This window comes from Flindersiella endophytica (assembly GCF_054779015.1).
On record NZ_BAAGYY010000023.1, the window covers coordinates 342,272 to 358,342 of the forward strand.

Annotated in this window: 13 protein-coding genes and 1 pseudogene; 5 read left to right on the forward strand and 9 right to left on the reverse strand. The window is 69.7% G+C overall.

Features of this window, described 5'->3' with window-relative positions; all coding sequences use genetic code 11:
* Window positions 1-97 precede the first annotated feature (97 nt).
* From ACYVF6_RS25930 to ACYVF6_RS25940, 3 genes and pseudogenes are all read right to left on the reverse strand, one after another.
* Window positions 98-3,505 carry a S8 family peptidase gene (locus tag ACYVF6_RS25930; protein ID WP_460525133.1) on the reverse strand — a complete coding sequence of 1,136 codons (3,408 nt, stop codon included), beginning with the start codon at window positions 3,503-3,505 and terminating at the stop codon, window positions 98-100.
* A gap of 337 nt (window positions 3,506-3,842) precedes the next feature.
* Window positions 3,843-6,678 (reverse strand): annotated as a pseudogene (locus ACYVF6_RS25935) (S8 family serine peptidase).
* Between the two features lie 658 nt (window positions 6,679-7,336).
* Complete coding sequence (locus tag ACYVF6_RS25940; RefSeq protein ID WP_460525134.1) at window positions 7,337-7,504, reverse strand: DUF3117 domain-containing protein; 168 nt, start codon at window positions 7,502-7,504, stop codon at window positions 7,337-7,339.
* Window positions 7,505-7,693: 189 nt separating this feature from the next.
* Here ACYVF6_RS25940 and ACYVF6_RS25945 point away from each other — a divergent pair, with 189 nt between their 5' ends.
* Both ACYVF6_RS25945 and ACYVF6_RS25950 read left to right on the forward strand, forming a co-directional pair.
* Window positions 7,694-8,491, forward strand: a complete 798-nt coding sequence (locus tag ACYVF6_RS25945; RefSeq protein ID WP_460525135.1) for a PaaX family transcriptional regulator — start codon at window positions 7,694-7,696, stop codon at window positions 8,489-8,491.
* Entirely contained in the window at window positions 8,488-9,273 is a 786-nt protein-coding gene (locus tag ACYVF6_RS25950) for an enoyl-CoA hydratase/isomerase family protein (RefSeq protein ID WP_460525136.1), read from the forward strand. The genes ACYVF6_RS25945 and ACYVF6_RS25950 overlap by 4 nt, the downstream gene beginning before the upstream one ends.
* On the opposite strand, the gene ACYVF6_RS25955 is transcribed toward ACYVF6_RS25950, so the two are convergent.
* From ACYVF6_RS25955 to ACYVF6_RS25965, 3 genes are read right to left on the reverse strand one after another with little or no spacing between them, the layout of a single operon-like run.
* Window positions 9,270-9,671, reverse strand: coding sequence for a RidA family protein (locus ACYVF6_RS25955; protein WP_460525137.1), 402 nt, complete (start codon window positions 9,669-9,671; stop codon window positions 9,270-9,272). The two genes, ACYVF6_RS25950 and ACYVF6_RS25955, sit on opposite strands and share 4 nt — an antisense overlap.
* Window positions 9,668-10,240, reverse strand: a complete 573-nt coding sequence (locus ACYVF6_RS25960) for a DNA-3-methyladenine glycosylase I (RefSeq protein ID WP_460525138.1) — start codon at window positions 10,238-10,240, stop codon at window positions 9,668-9,670. The genes ACYVF6_RS25955 and ACYVF6_RS25960 overlap by 4 nt, the downstream gene beginning before the upstream one ends.
* Window positions 10,237-10,701, reverse strand: a complete 465-nt coding sequence (locus tag ACYVF6_RS25965; protein WP_460525139.1) for a DivIVA domain-containing protein — start codon at window positions 10,699-10,701, stop codon at window positions 10,237-10,239. Before ACYVF6_RS25965 ends, ACYVF6_RS25960 begins: the two co-directional genes overlap by 4 nt.
* Window positions 10,702-10,751: 50 nt before the next feature.
* On the opposite strand from ACYVF6_RS25965, the gene folP reads away from it, so the two are divergent.
* The gene (folP, locus tag ACYVF6_RS25970) at window positions 10,752-11,624 is read left to right on the forward strand and encodes a dihydropteroate synthase (protein WP_460525140.1); all 873 of its coding nucleotides are present in this window, start codon (window positions 10,752-10,754) and stop codon (window positions 11,622-11,624) included.
* Window positions 11,621-12,325 (forward strand): nucleotidyltransferase domain-containing protein, encoded by a 705-nt coding sequence (locus ACYVF6_RS25975; protein ID WP_460525141.1) that lies wholly within the window; start codon window positions 11,621-11,623, stop codon window positions 12,323-12,325. The genes folP and ACYVF6_RS25975 overlap by 4 nt, the downstream gene beginning before the upstream one ends.
* Here the strand turns inward: ACYVF6_RS25975 and ACYVF6_RS25980 are convergent.
* The 3 genes from ACYVF6_RS25980 to ACYVF6_RS25990 all read right to left on the reverse strand — a co-directional run bounded on the left by ACYVF6_RS25980 (window position 12,300) and on the right by ACYVF6_RS25990 (window position 14,783).
* A complete protein-coding gene (locus ACYVF6_RS25980) occupies window positions 12,300-13,097 on the reverse strand; it encodes a hypothetical protein (RefSeq protein ID WP_460525142.1) in 798 nt (265 codons plus the stop codon). The genes ACYVF6_RS25975 and ACYVF6_RS25980 overlap by 26 nt on opposite strands.
* A gap of 145 nt (window positions 13,098-13,242) precedes the next feature.
* Window positions 13,243-14,016, reverse strand: a complete 774-nt coding sequence (locus ACYVF6_RS25985; RefSeq protein ID WP_460525143.1) for an LOG family protein — start codon at window positions 14,014-14,016, stop codon at window positions 13,243-13,245.
* Between the two features lie 56 nt (window positions 14,017-14,072).
* A complete protein-coding gene (locus ACYVF6_RS25990) occupies window positions 14,073-14,783 on the reverse strand; it encodes a hypothetical protein (protein WP_460525145.1) in 711 nt (236 codons plus the stop codon).
* A gap of 112 nt (window positions 14,784-14,895) precedes the next feature.
* Between ACYVF6_RS25990 and ACYVF6_RS25995 the strand changes: the two genes are divergently transcribed.
* The gene (locus tag ACYVF6_RS25995) at window positions 14,896-16,014 is read left to right on the forward strand and encodes an NlpC/P60 family protein (protein ID WP_460525146.1); all 1,119 of its coding nucleotides are present in this window, start codon (window positions 14,896-14,898) and stop codon (window positions 16,012-16,014) included.
* The last annotated feature ends 57 nt before the right edge of the window (window positions 16,015-16,071 follow it).

Below are 16,071 nucleotides of genomic sequence, written 5' to 3' on the forward strand. Positions count from 1 at the left end.
CCGGAAAGACTGCTGCCCCGGCCGCCCGGCCCTGCTCCCGGGCGGCCGGGGCTAACCCCGGCGATGGTCTGGTTCCTCCCGTAGAGGGGTTGTACTTTCAGCCGACTTTGTACGCGCGGATGATGGTTTGATCCACAGCGTTGCCCCTGCTGTCTACCGCCTTTGCCCGTAATGAAACGTACCCACCAGTCTTGGGTAGCGAAACCACGGACGTCGTGCAGCCGCAGTCGACCGGAGAGCTCTCCAGCCGGGTGGGGGTCCAGGTCTTGCCGTCGTCCAGCGAGGCCTCGACGGTGATTCCCCGGAGCAAGCCGGCGTTGGCTGCCGGCTGGGTCTCGGCGCGGACGTTGATCCGGGTGTAGGGCTGCCAGGGCAGCCGCCCGGTGTCGTCGACCGCCGGCTCGAAACGCACCACCCACAAGGGGAGTTCGACTCCTGGCTTCGGCGCCTTGACCGAACGGAACAACCACTTCGCGCGGATCTCGGTGGAGTAGTCGGATACGCCCGACCGCTTCGCCGACGTCTCCAGGCGGTAGTCGGCGGCTCCGGGAGGCAGCGTCGCCGACACGAATCCCGGCATGTCGGACTTCGCGATCCGCTTGTCGCCGCGATACAGCTCCGTTTTCGCCGAGTCGGTTTCAGACGAGCCCATATGCCCGGCCGAATCGGAGAACAACGGGATTTCGGCAGACACGTCGTTGCCGTTGCGTACGGCCCACGGGAGATAGTGCTTGGGGAACGCCGGCCCGAACACCGGACTGTTCCAGTTTTCCTCGTATTTCTTCCCCGAGTCGTACTGCCGGTCGACGACAGTCAGCGAGCTCTCCTCGACCGGCAGGTCGCCGTGCTTGACCTCCTGCGCCAGCGAGATGTCCCAGCTGTGCCGGGCCGTCGTGTGGTAGGTGCGCACGGTCGACGGCAGCCTCACCGGGAAGCCGTAGGCCCAGCCCCCCGGCACCCCGTCGATCGCCGCGCTGAGCAGCACCGTGCCGGCCCGGTCGGACCGCTGCGCGCCGAACCGCCGGGTCACCGAGGCCAGCTGCGAGTCCTTCAACGTCCTCCGAAATCCGTTGAAGAACGTGCCGTCCTGGCGCCACAGCAGGGCGTAGATGTAGGGGGTGCCGAAGAAGTCGCCCTTCTTCCCCGGCTCGCCCATCTGGGTGCCGATCCGGCTCCGCAGCTCGCCCTTCTTGACGGCCGGGCCGAGCTGCGCCAGCCGGATGCCGCTGAAGTCGCCGGCGGTCAGCGACGAGTCGAGCGACCGCCCGGCCGGACCGTCGCGTACGTAACCGACGTCGAGGATCGCCGGCCGCGCGGACTTCTCCGATACGCGGATCGAGATCGGCTTGGCCTGCCGCGCGTCCATCGTGAACGCGAGGTCGCGATCGAGCGTGACCAGCGGCCGCACCAGCAGGTCGGAGTCGGGGTCGGACTTCGGGCCGGACTCGAAGCCCGACTCGAGGGAGTAGGTGCCCTTGCGCAGCCGGACCGTGGTCGTCGAGCCAGTTTCGGCGGAACCCGAGAACTCCTGCATGGTCTTGTTGTCGACGCCGAACACCACGTCGTGGAAGTCGGTCGTCGCCGCGCCGGACCGGTCGAGGTGCTTGATCTTCACGTTGTAGCTCTCGGGCTCCTTGTCGAGTCCGAGCGGCGTCACCACCGACAGCCCGCCTGGCCCCTTCGCCTGGATCCGGCCGCCATAGAGCCCGTCCTTGCCCCTGTGGTTTCCGGACGCCGTGACCGTCACCTCAGCGCGCCCGTTGGCGGGCACCACGATCCGGCGCGCGGAGAGCCGCAGCGCACTCGCCGGCGCGAGGTTGCCGCCCGGCCCGCGGAATACCGTGGAAAGCCGCAGCGCCATGGGTTTCGAGCCGGCATTGCGGTACGTCAAAGTCTTCTTGACGGCGGCGTCGTCGGAATGTGGCCACAGCGCCCGGCCGAACGACAGGCTCACCGGCATCGACAGCACCGCGGTGTTGACCGCACGCCCGACGTCGACCATGCCGGCACCCTGGTCGTAGACCGTGCCGGACGCCTGCGGCCGGGCCGAGGAGACCAGCGCGGCCTTCAACGCCGCCGACTTCCACTGCGGGTGCCGCTGCAGCAGGATCGCGGCCGCGCCCGACACGTGGGGCGTTGCCATCGAGGTGCCGTCGGAGCTGACGTACTGGTCGCCGACCAGCGGCCCGAGCTCCGTGCCCTTGGCTCGCGCCGCGACGATCCCCACACCCGGTGCGGTGATCTCGGGCTTCAGCGAGCCCTCTCCGGTGGCCGGGCCTCGGCTGGAGAAGTCGGCGATCCGGCCCTGACCGTCGACCGCGCCGACGGCGAGCGCGGCGCTGGCCGTCGCCGGCGAGGCGACCGTGCCGGGGTCGGGGCCTTCGTTGCCGGCCGCGACCACGAACAGCGTGCCGCTCTTGGCGGTCAGGGAGTTGATGGCCTTCTCGACCGGGTCGATGTCGGGGGTGTTCGGCCCGCCGAGGCTGAGGTTGACGACCGGCGCGTGCTGCGCGACCGCCCACTGGATCCCCGCGATCATCGCGGACTCGTCGCACCAGCCCTCGGAGTCGCACACCTGCGCGTCGAGCAGCTTGGCGCCGGGGGCGACTCCCTTGTATTTGCCGCCGGACGCCTTGCCCGTGCCCGCGATCGTGGACGCCACGTGGGTGCCGTGCCCGATTCCGTCGACGGCCGGGCCCTTGGTGAAGTTCTTGCGCCCGATCACCTGGCCGGCGAGGTCGGGATGAGTGCGGTCGACGCCGGTGTCGACGACCGCGACCGTGACGCCCTTGCCGGTCAGGCCCGACTTCCACGCAGCGGGCGCGTCGATCTGCGGAACGCTCTTGTCGAGCAGGACCTTGCGCCGGCCGTCGAGCCAGATCTTGCCACCGGGCAGGCCCTGCACGACCGAGCCGTTGCCGGCCAGGCGCTGCCAGTAGGAGCCCGCGAGCCGCTTGGGCAGCGCGACCGCGGCACCGTCGACCGCGCCGAGCGTGCGGTTGACCAAGATGCCGGCTGTCGCGATCGTGGTGGACAGCACCGAACGTCCGGACGTGATCAACGGGACCGTGGAACGGTGGGCGTCGTCGTAACCCGAGCGCACCAGCTCGGTCACGTCGAACAGCCGGTCGTCGAGCCGGCCCGCGGACACCAGCCTGGAAGCATCAGACGGTATGACGTGCAGATGATCGTCGACCCGGTACGTACGGAACGGAACCCGCTCGCGTCCCGGCGCCGGCACCACGCGGACGGACTTGCCCGACACCAGCACGCGGTCACCGGTGATCAACGTGACCGAACGGACCGCCTTCCCGGCCTCGGCCGCACCGGCCCTGCCCACGTCGCTGCCCTGCACCGGCAGCGAGCGGGCGCCTTCGACGGCGGGCTCCGCGGCCCAGCCGGCAGCCGGCCCGCCTCCGAGCAACAGGCAGGCTGACAACACGGCGGCTCCCGCCGCCGCGACCGCTGATCTTCTCGCTGTCTTCAACGTCTCCCACGCCTCCACAACACGCGATAGCTCCTCCGATCAGGCCTCGCTGACCAAAAACTGCACGGAGGATCATCACACATTGAACCTATGTCCACACAGTGGGTAATGGTTCGCCAAAAAGTGGAGGACGCAAACGGCGGAGCCGCAGATTTCTGCGACTCCGCCGTCCTGCCGACGCTCCCCGGGCCCGGGGCGGGGCCTGTCGCCCTGCCCCGGGCGGAAGCGAGGACGGCCTCCGCGCCACGCTGGCAAGGCGGAGGAGCAGCCTGGAGGGGCCTCCGGCGATCGACAACAACGCAGCTAGCGTGGATGCGGAGGTCACCGCAGTCCGTCCGGGGCGGGGTGAGAGGCCCTAACCAAGGGCGACGGCTTGCGAAATGGTCTGCTCAACCGCGTTTCCGAGGCTGTCGGAGGCCGCGGCCCGAAGCGACAACGACTCCGCGTCGTCGCCCGGTGTGAGGACAGCGAGGTAGACGCCGCCCGTGACCGGAACCAGCGGCACGCCCGTCCAGGTCTTGCCGCCGTCACTCGAAACCTTGACCGCAACTTTGCGCAACTGTCCAACCTTCGAGTCAGGCTGCGCTTGGACCCGGACCGGCACGAACAGCACCGGCGCCTTCGCGGTCACGTTGTGGTCGTCGACCTGCGGGAAGTACCGCACGGTCCACAGCGGCAGGCTCTCGCCGTCCGCGCTCGCCGTGCCGGACGTGAACGTCCACTTCGCGTCGGTCTTGGCCGACAGTCCCGAGACCTTCGACCGGTCGGCCGTGCTCTCGAGCGTGTACGTCGCCTTGCCGGCCGGCACCTCCGCCTCAGCGTACGCGTCGAAGTCGGACTCGGCGACCTTCTCACCGTTCCGGTAGAGCACCGAGGCGGCCTTGTCGGTCGCCGAGAAGCCGGCGTGCCCAGCCTGGTCGGAGTACATCGGAACGCTGATCCCGATCGTGTTCTCCCACCGCGTGCCGAAGCCCGCCTCCGGGAACGCGCCGGTGAACACGCCCTGGTTCCACCGCTCGGAGTAGCTCTTGCCGGCCTGGTAGGCCCGCGGCGAACGCGACAGCGCCGTCTGGTCGATCGGGAAGCCGTCAGGATCGAGGAGGTACTCGCCGAAGTCGGCCTGCCACTTGACCTTGCCCGGCTCCAGCAGGTGCACCGCGCTGGACGGGAGGTCACGGCTGAACAGCGACGACCAGCCGCCGTCGACGCCGGGTGCGGTGCCGAACGCCGACGTCTGCCCCTTCCGCCCGTCGACCTGAGCGGAGTAGTGCGCGGTGACCTTGGCGAGATCCCTGTCCTTGACCGCCCGCTGCAGGCCGGTGAGGAACGCACCCGGCAAGGTGTCGAGCAGGCCGTAGATGTACGGCGAGTTCTCGAACGAGCCGTTCTTGCCCGGCTCGGCCCACTGCGACGAGACGTAGCCGGTCATCTCCTCCGGGCTCGCCGCCGGGCCGAGCGCCGCGGAGTGCAGGCCCTCGAATCCGAACGAGACCAGCGATCCGCTGAAGCTGCTGTCGTCGAAGTTCCGGACGAACCCGAGGTCGACCAGCGCGGCCTTGGCCGTCTTGCGTTCGACGGTGACCGACAGCGGCTTGGCCGTCCGGGCGTCCACGGTGACGGTCTGCTCCTTGTCGAGCGTCAGCGTGGGCTGCACCAGGCGGTACCACTGGAGGTTCTCGTCGCTGCCCTCGAGCACGTCGCCCATCACGAGGTAACGGCCCTTCGGCAACCGGGTCCTGACCGTGCCGGACTCGTCGGACAGGTCGGTCCAGACGTCGGCGTCCAGGCCGAACAGCATCGTCATGCCCGTGGGAGACGGCTTGCCGTCGGTGCCGATGCTCTTGACCGTGAGGTCGTAGCTCTCGACCTCCTTCTCCACACCGATCGGCGTGATCACCGTCTGCTCGCCGGCGGTGGCCGTGACGCGTCCGCTGTAGGCACCGTCGGGTCCGTCGTGCTTGGTGTCGGAGGTGACCGTGACCTTCGCGGTGCCGCCGGCGGGGACGGTCACCTGGTCAGCGCTCAGTTTCACCGCACCCTCGGGCGCCGGCTCGCCGTCCGGACCGGAGAACTCCGCCTTCAGCGTGAGGTCGACCGCCGCGTCACCGAGGTTGCGGTACGTCAGCTCCTTGGCCACCGGCGTGTCGTCGTTGTGCGGCCACTGCTGCAGTCCGAACGAGATGCCGCCCGGCTCGCTCACGACCGACTGCTTGATCGCCTTGGTCAGGTCGATCCGGCCGGCACCCTGGTCGAACGCGGTCAGCTCGGGGTTGGGCTTGGCGGAGGCCATCAGCGCCGACTTGAGCTGTGTGGCCTTCCAGTCCGGGTGCTGCTGGGCCAGCAGGGCGGCCGCACCCGCGGTGTGCGGAGTGGCCATCGAGGTGCCCGACAGCGTGACGTAGTGCTCGCCGACCGGCTCCCCGAGCTCGGTGCCCTTGGCCTTGGCCGCCACGATGTCGACGCCGGGCGCGGTGACGTCCGGCTTCAGGCCGCCGTCGCCAACCCGCGGGCCACGGCTGGAGAAGTCGGCGATCTGGTCCTTCTTGTCGACCGCTCCGACGGTCAGCGCGGCGTCCGCGCTGCCGGGGCTGCCGACCGTGCCCGCCGGGGCCCTCGTTGCCGGCCGCGATCACGAACAGCGAACCGGTCTGCTCGGTGAGCGTGTTGACCGCTTCCTCGAGCGGGTCGATCTCGGGCGTGTCGGTGCCGCCCAGGCTGAGGTTGATGACGTCGGCCTTCTGGTCCTTCGCGGCCCACTCCATGCCGGCGAGGATCGCGGAGTCGGTGCAGGAACCGCCGTTGTCGCAGACCTTGCCGTCGAGCAGCTGCGCGTCGAACGCGACACCCTTGTACTTGCCGTCGGACGCCTTGGCCGTGCCGGCGATGATCGAGGCGACGTGGGTGCCGTGGCCGAAGCCGTCGCCGGCCGGACCATCGGTGAAGTTCTTGGCGGCCTTGACCTGGCCGGCCAGGTCGGGGTGCTCGCCGTCGATGCCTGTGTCGAGTACGGCGACCGTGACGCCCTTGCCCGTGAAGCCGGCCGCCCAGGCGTCAGGCCCGCCGATCTGCGGCACGCTCTGGTCGAGCACCACGCGGCGCTTGCCGTCGAGCCAGAGCTTGCCGACGCCGGACTTCGCGCCCGGCTTGAGGGAGTTCCACGTGACGCTCTGCTGGTCGGCCTTGGCCGCCATGCCGTTGATCGCGGGCAGGTCGCGCGTCTTGCGTACGCCGGCGCTCGGCCGGCGTACGCCGTCGGCATACGAGACGAGCACCGGGGTCGAGGCGCCCTTGGCATAGCCGTCCTCGATCAGGCCCGTGACGTCGAACAGCCGCCGGTCGAGCCGGTCGCCCGCGACCAGGAGTGCGGCGTCGGACGGAATGACGTAGAGATGATCGTGGGCTCGGAACGACTCGAACGTGAGCCGCTCACGTCCCTTTCCAGGTTGGATTGTCGAGCGCTTACCGTCGGCCGAGACTGTCACCGTGTCGCCGGTGATCAGCTTGACCTGCTTTCCGTGAGCGGCCGTTGTCCCCGGCTGCTCCGGAATCGCGGGTCTCGCCGTGCCGGCCGCACCGGCCGGCCCGGTCGCGATGACCAGAGCTGCTGCCAGCGCGACCGCGCCAAGCGTTCGTACTGCTTTGTCCACCACCGTGAATGTCCTCCCCGACACGCTTCTGCAGGTGTTTGCAGATTCATGTCCGGACCGGACGGTCGGTGCGGAACGTGGCCGCTAGAGGCCAATCGGTTGAGGATCGGTACGTGGATGTGAAAAGGGGGGCGTTTGTAGAGACGAAGCCGGCCCCGGCGGAAGCAACCGGGGCCCATGCTTCTGGTCTGTCGCGGGACTCCTAGCCCACGACCGACTTCAGCGCGTCACCGAGCTCCTTGGCTTCGTCGGCCGAGAGCTCCACGACCAACCGCCCGCCACCTTCGAGCGGCACTCGCATGACGATGCCGCGTCCCTCCTTGGTGACCTCAAGCGGTCCGTCGCCCGTCCGCGGCTTCATGGCCGCCATGCGCGCACTCCCTTCCTCTTCAGCTGTGCGCGACGACTCACACCACATCCGGTGACACGCCGCCGAGCGCCTTAGTCGGTACGAGCGCCTATTATCCCGCAACGTGGGGGCAACCTGGCAACTCGCCACCTGGGCCGTGTCTCGCACAGCCTGGCGGCGTCTGTCGGCGCGATCAGGCAAACTCGGAACATGCAGGCTCGGTCCGCTCTGTTCGACGTCTACGGCGACCATCTGCGCTCCCGTTCCGGCCAGGCGCCGGTCGCCGGCCTGATCCGGTTGCTGGGTCCGCTCGACATCGCCGCACCTGCCGTACGCACAGCGATCTCGCGGATGGTTCGCGAGGGCTGGCTGCGGCACTGCCGGCTGTCCAACGGCCCGGGCTATGCCCTCACCACGCGTGCGCTGCAGCGGCTCGACGACGCGGCCGCGCGGATCTACCGTTCGCGAGACGTTGCCTGGAACGGCAACTGGCACCTGCTGGTGATCGAGCCGTTGCCCGGGCGGAGCACCCGGCAGCGGCTGCGCGCAGCGCTGGCCTACCTCGGCTACGCCCCGCTCGGCGGGCTGGGCTCGGGTGGCGGCACCTGGATCGCCCCGCGACCGTCGTCGGAGGTGTCGGCGTTGCTCGAGGCCGAGGGCGCGTGCGCCGAGCAGTTCATCGCGGGCGGCAACGGCGATCCCGCCGGGCTGATGCGGCGGGCCTGGGACGTCGACGCCATCGCGGCGGCGTACCAAAGCTGGCTGGCCGACGCTCGTTCGCTGGTCTCCGGCGTCACGCTGACCTCCGACGAGGAGGCATACGCCGTTCGCAGCCGGCTGGTCCACGAGTGGCGTAAGTTCCTGTTCCAGGATCCCGGGCTGCCCAGGGAGCTCCTGCCGGCCGACTGGCCGGGCGACGCCGCCGCCGCGTTCTTCGACGCCGAGGCGAGCCGCCTGGCGCCCGCGGCCAACCGTTTCGTCGACGCGTGCCTGGAGGGTTCGCCGTGAGCGTTGTGGAATACCTCAGCAAGGACGCCGTGGCCACGATCCGGCTCAACCGGCCCGAGACGCGCAACGCGCTCGACAACGCGACCAAGGACGCGCTGGTGGCGGCCGTCTCCGAGGCTGCCGGCGACCCCGCGGTGCGTTGTGTGGTGCTGACGGGCACGGGACCGGCGTTCTGCGCGGGCCAGGACCTCCGCGAGCACGCGGCGAAGCTCGGGGTGGCGCCGGAGGAGCTCTTCGAGAGCGTGCCGCGGCACTACATCCCGATCGCCCGAGGCCTGGCGACGATGCCGAAGCCGGTGATCGCGGCCGTCAACGGGATCGCGGCCGGGGCGGGCGCGGCTCTGGCGTTCGCGTGCGACTTCCGGCTGGTCGCCGACTCCGCCGGCTTCAACCTCGCGTTCGCCGGGATCGGGCTTTCCTGCGACACCGGCACGTCGTGGACGCTGCCGCGGCTGATCGGGCACGCGAGGGCGATCGACCTGCTGCTGCGGCCGCGCACCATCTCGGCTACCGAGGCGCTGGAGCTTGGGCTGGCGACGTCGGTCGTGGCTGCGGACGAGCTGCCCGACGCGGCCGCCTCGCTGGCCGCCGAGCTCGCGGCCGGGCCCACGCAGGCCTTCGCCGCGATCCGCGACGCGCTCAACTACTCCGCCACGCATGGCCTCGACGAGTCGCTGGTGCACGAGGGCGAGCTGATGCGGTCCACCGGTGCCACCGAAGACCACAGCAACGCCGTCAACGCGTTCCTCGCCAAGCAGCGGCCTACGTTCGAGGGACGCTAGGAGGCTTCCTCGTCCGGCAGTGTCAGCACGGCTTCCGCCTCGATCTCGACGCTCCACCTGGGATCCAGCAGGCCGGCGACCACCACGAAGCTCGTCACCGGCCGGATCTCGCCGAACACGTCGCCGTGCACCGCACCCACCACGTCGGCGTCGTCGCGGTCGGTGAGGTAGACCCGCGTACGCACGACGTGCTCCGGCCCCGCGCCCAGCTTCTCCAGGCACGCCAGGATGATCTGCAGGCAGCGCTTGGTCTGCTGGCTCACGTCGGGATCCACGAAGTCGTCCGGCCAGATCGGTGCGGTACCGCTCAGCAGGATCCGGTCTCCGACGGCCACCGCACGGCTGAAGCCGTACTCCTTCTCGTACGGCGATCCCGAGGCAACTCGCTTGCGCGTCATCGGGCCACGCAATCGGCCAGGTGGTCGTTGACCAGGCCGGCGGCCTGCATCAACGCGTAGGCCGTCGTCGGGCCGACGAACACGAACCCGAGCTTCTTCAGTTGTTTCGCCATCGCTTTGGACTCCGGACTGGTCGGTGGTACGTCGGCCAGGGTCTTCGGGGCAGGGCGCTCCGGCGGCGCGAACGACCAGAGCAGCTCGGCCAGGCCGCCGCCGGTCTCGTTCAACTCCAGAGTCGCGCGGGCGTTACGGATCGCCGCGTCGATCTTGGCCCGGTTGCGTACGATCCCGGCGTCGGTGAGCAGCCGTTCGACGTCGCCCTCGTCGAACTCCGCGACCTTGGCCGGCTCGAAGCCGGCGAACGCCTCGCGAAACGCCGGGCGCTTGCGCAGGATCGTGAGCCAGGACAGGCCCGACTGGAACGCCTCGAGCACGAGCCGTTCGTACAGGCCCTGATCGGTGCGGATCGGACGGCCCCACTCGGCGTCGTGGTAGTCGATGTAGTCCGGGCTGGAGTTGCCCCAGGGGCAACGGAGCTTGCCGTCGGCTCCGAGCGTCGAGCCCGTCACTGGCGAGTCTGTTCGTGTGCGTCGAGGTCGCGGACCTCGCGGACTCGGTGCCGGCCCGGCCTGCCGTCGGGGTCGATGTCGACCTGCTGGTCGGCGGGCGGTCCGGCCAGCGGTCCGGCCGTCGCGCCGGCGCTGCTGGGCCGGTGCTGCGGCGCCCGTGGATCCGGCTCCGCCGCGCTCGCGGCGAACGCGGCGGTCAGCTCGGAGAGCCGCGCGTCGCGTTCGGCGATCTCGCGGACCAGACGGCGCACGACGTCGTCCACCTCGTCCATCCGGTAGCCCCGCATGACGACCGAGAACCGTACGTCCTCCAGGTCGTCGGCGGAGACCATCCGGTCCGCGGGAAGGAGTAGCTCTGGCCGGTCGGGATAGGCACGCCCCATCGAGCCTCCGTAGCCCACTGCCACCGCGGCGGTGACACCGAGCAGGAGGATCGCCATCAGGACCCAGATCCAGGTCATGCGGACGATCGTGCCACGCTGCTCTGCGAGTTGTACAAAGGAGGGCCGGTATGGCGCAGGTTCTCAAGCTGGGGGCGCGCACGTTCGGTGACCATGAGCACGCGGTGATGGCGATCGTCAACCGCACACCGGATTCGTTCTATGACAGAGGCGCCACTTTCGGTTACAACGCGGCTCTCGAACGCGTGGACCGGGTCGTCTCCGAGGGCGCGGCGATCGTCGACATCGGCGGCGTCCGAGCCGGTGCGGAGGGTGACGTGGTCGACGCGGAGGAGGAACTCCGGCGTACGGCACCGTTCGTCGCGGACGTTCGCTCGCGCTATCCGAACCTGGTGATCAGCGTCGACACCTGGCGGTCGGAGGTGGCCCGGTCGCTTTGTGAGGCCGGGGCGGATCTGATCAACGACACCTGGGCGGGGCACGACCCGAAGCTGGCCTCAGTGGCGGCGGAGTTCGGGGTTGGACTGGTCTGCTCGCACACCGGAGGGCTGCCGCCGCGTACCGATCCGCACGGCGTCCGCTACGACGACGTGATGGCCGACGTGATCACGACGGTGACGGGGCTTGCCTCGCGCGCGGTCTCGCTCGGCGTACGGGCAGACGGGATCCTCGTCGACCCCACGCACGACTTCGGCAAGACGACGGCGCACTCGCTGGAGGTCTCCCGCCGGCTGGACGAGCTGGTGGCGACGGGGTGGCCGGTGCTGGTCGCGCTGTCGCGGAAGGACTTCGTGGGCGAAACGCTGGACCTGCCGGCGGGCGAACGGCTGTCCGGCACGCTGGCGGCGACGGCTCTCGCGGCGTGGCAGGGGGCGCGGGTGTTCCGTACGCACGACGTGCTGGAGACCGTGCACGTACTCGACATGATCGCCTCCATCCGCGGCGACCGGCCACCCGCGGTCGAACGCCGGGGGATCGCGTGAAGGCCGAGACTTCGCTGGTCAGGGACTATCTGGAGGCTGCGTATCCGGAGCTGCGGGCCGCTCTGCTGACCGGCTCGATCGTCCGCGGCACGGCCACTGCGACGTCCGACCTGGACGTGGTGGTTCTGTTGCCTTCCGGTTTCGGGTCGGTCCGCGAGACGGTCGGCTGGTCGGGGCGCACGGTCGACGTCTTCGGCTACGACCTGGCGGCGCTGGAGCGCTGGCTCGCGGTGGACACGTCCCAGCGGCGGCCAGGCTTGTCCTCGATGGTGCTGGACGGCGTGCTGATCGCGGGCTCCCCGTCGGTGGCGGCCGAGGCGCGGGCAGCGGCCCAGCGGGTCTACGAGGCGGGCCCAGCGCCGTGGACGGAGGCCCAGCTGCTGCGGCTGCGCTACGGCGTGACCGACGTACTGCTCGACCTCGAAACCGCCGGCGACCGCGCGGAGTCCCTCCTCCTGGCATCGACGCTGGTGACCGAGGCTGTGACCCTTCTCTTCGCAACCGCCGGGCACTGGTCGGGGAACGGCAAGTGGCTCCTCCGGGAGCTGCGGGGCTATGACGCCGAGCTGGCGGCGGATCTGGAGGCGGCGTACGACGAGCTCGCCCGGGCGGCTCGGCCGGAGCCACTGGTCCGCGTGGCCGACCGCATCCTCTCCCGCTGCGGCGGTCGCTACCTCATCGGCCGCTCCGAACGCAGCTGACCTGCGACTTTCTGAGCCGAGGGGTTATGTCGGTGGCCACGTTTAGTGTGGATGCATGTTCGAAGAGAGACCAGCCATCGGCTCCACTGCCACCAGTGGCACCGCCCCGCGCGCCCTCCGCCAGGCGAACCAGCCGCGCGACCATCACCCCAACCCTGACGCCCCCGCTGAGCGCGAGCCCGGCCACCACCTGCCACGCCAGCCGCACGACCAGCGCCGCAGCGACTTGGGCGAACGCCCGCCAGACCGCGACACCCAAGACCCGCACCGGCCTGGCCGCCGCGTGCCCAGCCGCATCGAACCCGACCCCGGCGGACGCCCGCCAGGCCGCAGCGAGCTGGACCGCCCGCTTGGCCGTCCCGAATCCGATTCCCGCGAACGCAAGCCCATCCACCATCAGCTCCGCGACCGCGATCTTGATCACCGCGATCCTGACCATCGTCAGGCGGATCACCGCCGAACGGACCAACCGCTCGAGCATCGCCGGCTCCGCCAGCGGGATCTCAGCGAGCACGAGCCCGGCCACCGTCCGCCCGAGCTCGGTCGACGGAGCTATCCGCTCGGTCACCGTGATCCGGGCGAGCTCGGCCGCGGCGAGCGTCTGACGGACCGCCTCACGCTGAGCCGTCGACAGGTCGATAGCCGAGCGCCCGCGGAGCGCGACCGGCCGGGCGGGTGCGAGCTCAGCCGCCCAGGGCTGCGACCCGCTCGAGGATGGCCAGGATCGCTCGGACGCGCCCGGCCACCGCCCGCTCAGGGCGCTCGGCGGCACCAGCCGCTCAGGGCGCTCGGCAGCACCAGCCGCTCAAGGCCATCGGTAGCGCGAGGCGCTCGGGTCGGCTCGGCAGCCCTCAGCTGCTCAAAGGGTTCGGCAGCGCCAAGCGCTCGGGCCGGGCCGGCTGCTGCGAGCGCTGCGGCTACTCCGGCCGGCCATTGGTCTTCGCGGGATCCGGCGGCTCCACCGACTCGACCGTTTCCATGGGGCGGTCACTGGTCCGGATGATCTTGACCGCCTCGTCCACGTCGTCCGTTATCTGGAGCAGGTCGAGGTCGGCCGGCTTGATCTTGCCGTCCGCCAGGACGGTGTTGCGCAACCAGTCGATCAGGCCGGACCAGTAGTCCGAGCCCATCAGCACCAGCGGGAACGACGTCACCTTCCGCGTCTGGATCAGCGTGAGCGCCTCGAACAGCTCGTCGAACGTGCCGAAGCCGCCGGGCAGCACCACGAAGCCCTGCGCGTACTTCACGAACATCGTCTTGCGCGCGAAGAAGTAGCGGAAGTTGATCCCGATGTCGACGTACGGGTTCAGGCCCTGCTCGAACGGCAGCTCGATGCCCAACCCGACCGAGACGCCGCCGGCCTCGTCGGCGCCTTTGTTGGCCGCCTCCATGATGCCGGGGCCACCACCGGTGATCACGGCGTAGCCGCACTCGACGAGGGCGCGGCCCATCCGCTCGGCCAGCTTGTACATCGGGTCTTCCGGCTTGGTGCGCGCGCTGCCGAACACCGCGATCGCCGGGCCGAGCTCGGCGAGCATGCCGAAGCCCTCGACGAACTCCGACTGGATGCGCAGCACCCGCCACGGGTCTGTGTGCACCCAGTCGCCTGGGCCGCGCGTGTCGAGCAGGCGCTGGTCCGTCGTCGAGGTCTGAGCTTGCCGGCCGCGCCGGAACAACCGTCCATCGGACATAACCGAAGGCTATCCGGACAGCTGAAGCACGACGTTAACCCGGGAGGTCACACTGGTCAGAACTTGGCGAAGAAGGCGTTCGCGAGCCCCGAATACGCCTGGACCTTCGCGCTCTGCGGCGCGAGGATCAGCAGCGCGGTCATGCCCGAGTCAGTCTTCTTGGCGGCGGCCAGCCCACCGATGCCATTGCCGAACGTCGTCTTCCGGTCGATGCCCGCCGCCTCACCGGCGCCGCCGACCTCCTCGTAGCCCTCGCCGAGCACGGACGTGACGAACGTCTTGGCGTCCGGCTGCCCGGTGTCGGAGAAGATCGTCACGGTCACGACGTCGTTGGGAGGCTCACCTTTGCCCCATTTGTAAGTGCAGTGGTACGGCGTCGCGCCCGGGATTCCGTAATCCTGGTCTTTCTCGCCGCCGGCCGCCTTGGGCGGAGCGCCCTTGCGTCCGAATACCTGGGCCACCTTCGCCGGTGGCACCAAGCTGCAAACGTCGACGGGCGTCGAGGTAGCCGTCGGGGTGGGGGAACTCGACGTCGGCTCCGGATTTTCCGACCGGATCGGCTTCACGGGTGTGGCCTTGGTGTCGAACTCGCCGGCCTCGTGGACCTGCCCGCCGCAGCCTGCGGCGACAGATCCAAACGCCAGGAGCAGCCCGAAGGCAGCGGCTGCCCGCATCGCCAGCTTCACACCGCGGGTGGTCATGCGGCACACGTTATCGTCTCGATTTTCCACCTGCCTCCGCGCGTCCGACTCGTCCGTGTTGCCCACAGGTTCACGTCGAGCCAGTTGCTGACTCCGGGCCAAGTTTGTACAGTGCTGACTGCGTACATCGTCGTTACGCCGGGTTAACCAGGGAAACTCAGGGCGGTGCAGGATGTCGGTGTCACAGCAATCCCCGTCACACCGTGGTGGCGTCATCGGCACGATAGTTGCCGCGCTGACGCTGCTGTCCGCGTGCCTCACCACCGGAGTGATCGTCGCCGCACCGGCCTACGCGCTGCCGTGTGAGGGCCGCAACGACGTCCCCAACAGCGTCCCAGCCAGCAACTCGCCCGACACCCGTAACGGCAGCATGGTCGGCGAGCCGATCACGCCCGACGAGGCTCTGGCCAGGGCGGTCGACTGGGAGAAGGCCAACCCGACCTACTGCCAGTTAGACCCGTATCCCGACCGCTACGGCACGATGTACCGCGCCGACTGCTCGGGCTTCGTGAGCATGGCCTGGCAGCTCAAACCCCCGGCGCGTACGACCGGCACTCTGATCGATCCCGCGATCTCGCACCGAATCGACATCGCCGAGGTGCAGCCGGGCGACGCACTGATCAACGACCACCACACCGAGCTGGTCTGGGCGGTCAACGGCAACTCCATCGAGACGATCGGCTTCGGCTCGACCCCCGTCGACCACTGGGGACCTGTGCCGATGTGGCTGGCCGACGGGCTCTACGACGCCTACCGCTACAACAACATGCAGGTCATCACCGACGAGATCGTTCGCCAGCTGATCAGGGACAACGTGCCGGAGCCCAGCCTGCAGCTCCAGCCGCCCGGCGGCCAGTCGGTGGTCAACCTCGAGACGCTGTTCCGCATCAACCCCGACGGTGACGACGACGCCGACAACCGCTGGGACGCGACCGTCCCCGTCGTGATCGACGGCCGCCAGGTCGGCGGTCTCACGGTCCGCCTGCGCGCGACGGCGACCAACTTCCACTGGAACTTCGCCAGCCCGAAGCGCAAGGACGAGCCGGCCACCGCCCCGGCCAACGCCGACACCACCTACCCCGGCGTGCCGTACAGCCAGGCCGGCGAGCAGGTCGTCCACAAGTACATGACGGCCGACGTCTTCCACCCGAACGTCAACGTCACGTGGACCAACTACCAGTACCAAGTGGTCGGCCAGGAAGACGAAGGCTGGCACAACGTCGACGGCGAACACGTGGACGAGGGCCCGGAGACCACGCTCACCATCCGCGAGTTCTCCTCGGTGCTCACCCGCTAGCCGGCCGAAACCAGGCAGCAAGCTGCCACGCTTCACCCGGCGAACGTGAGCGGCCGC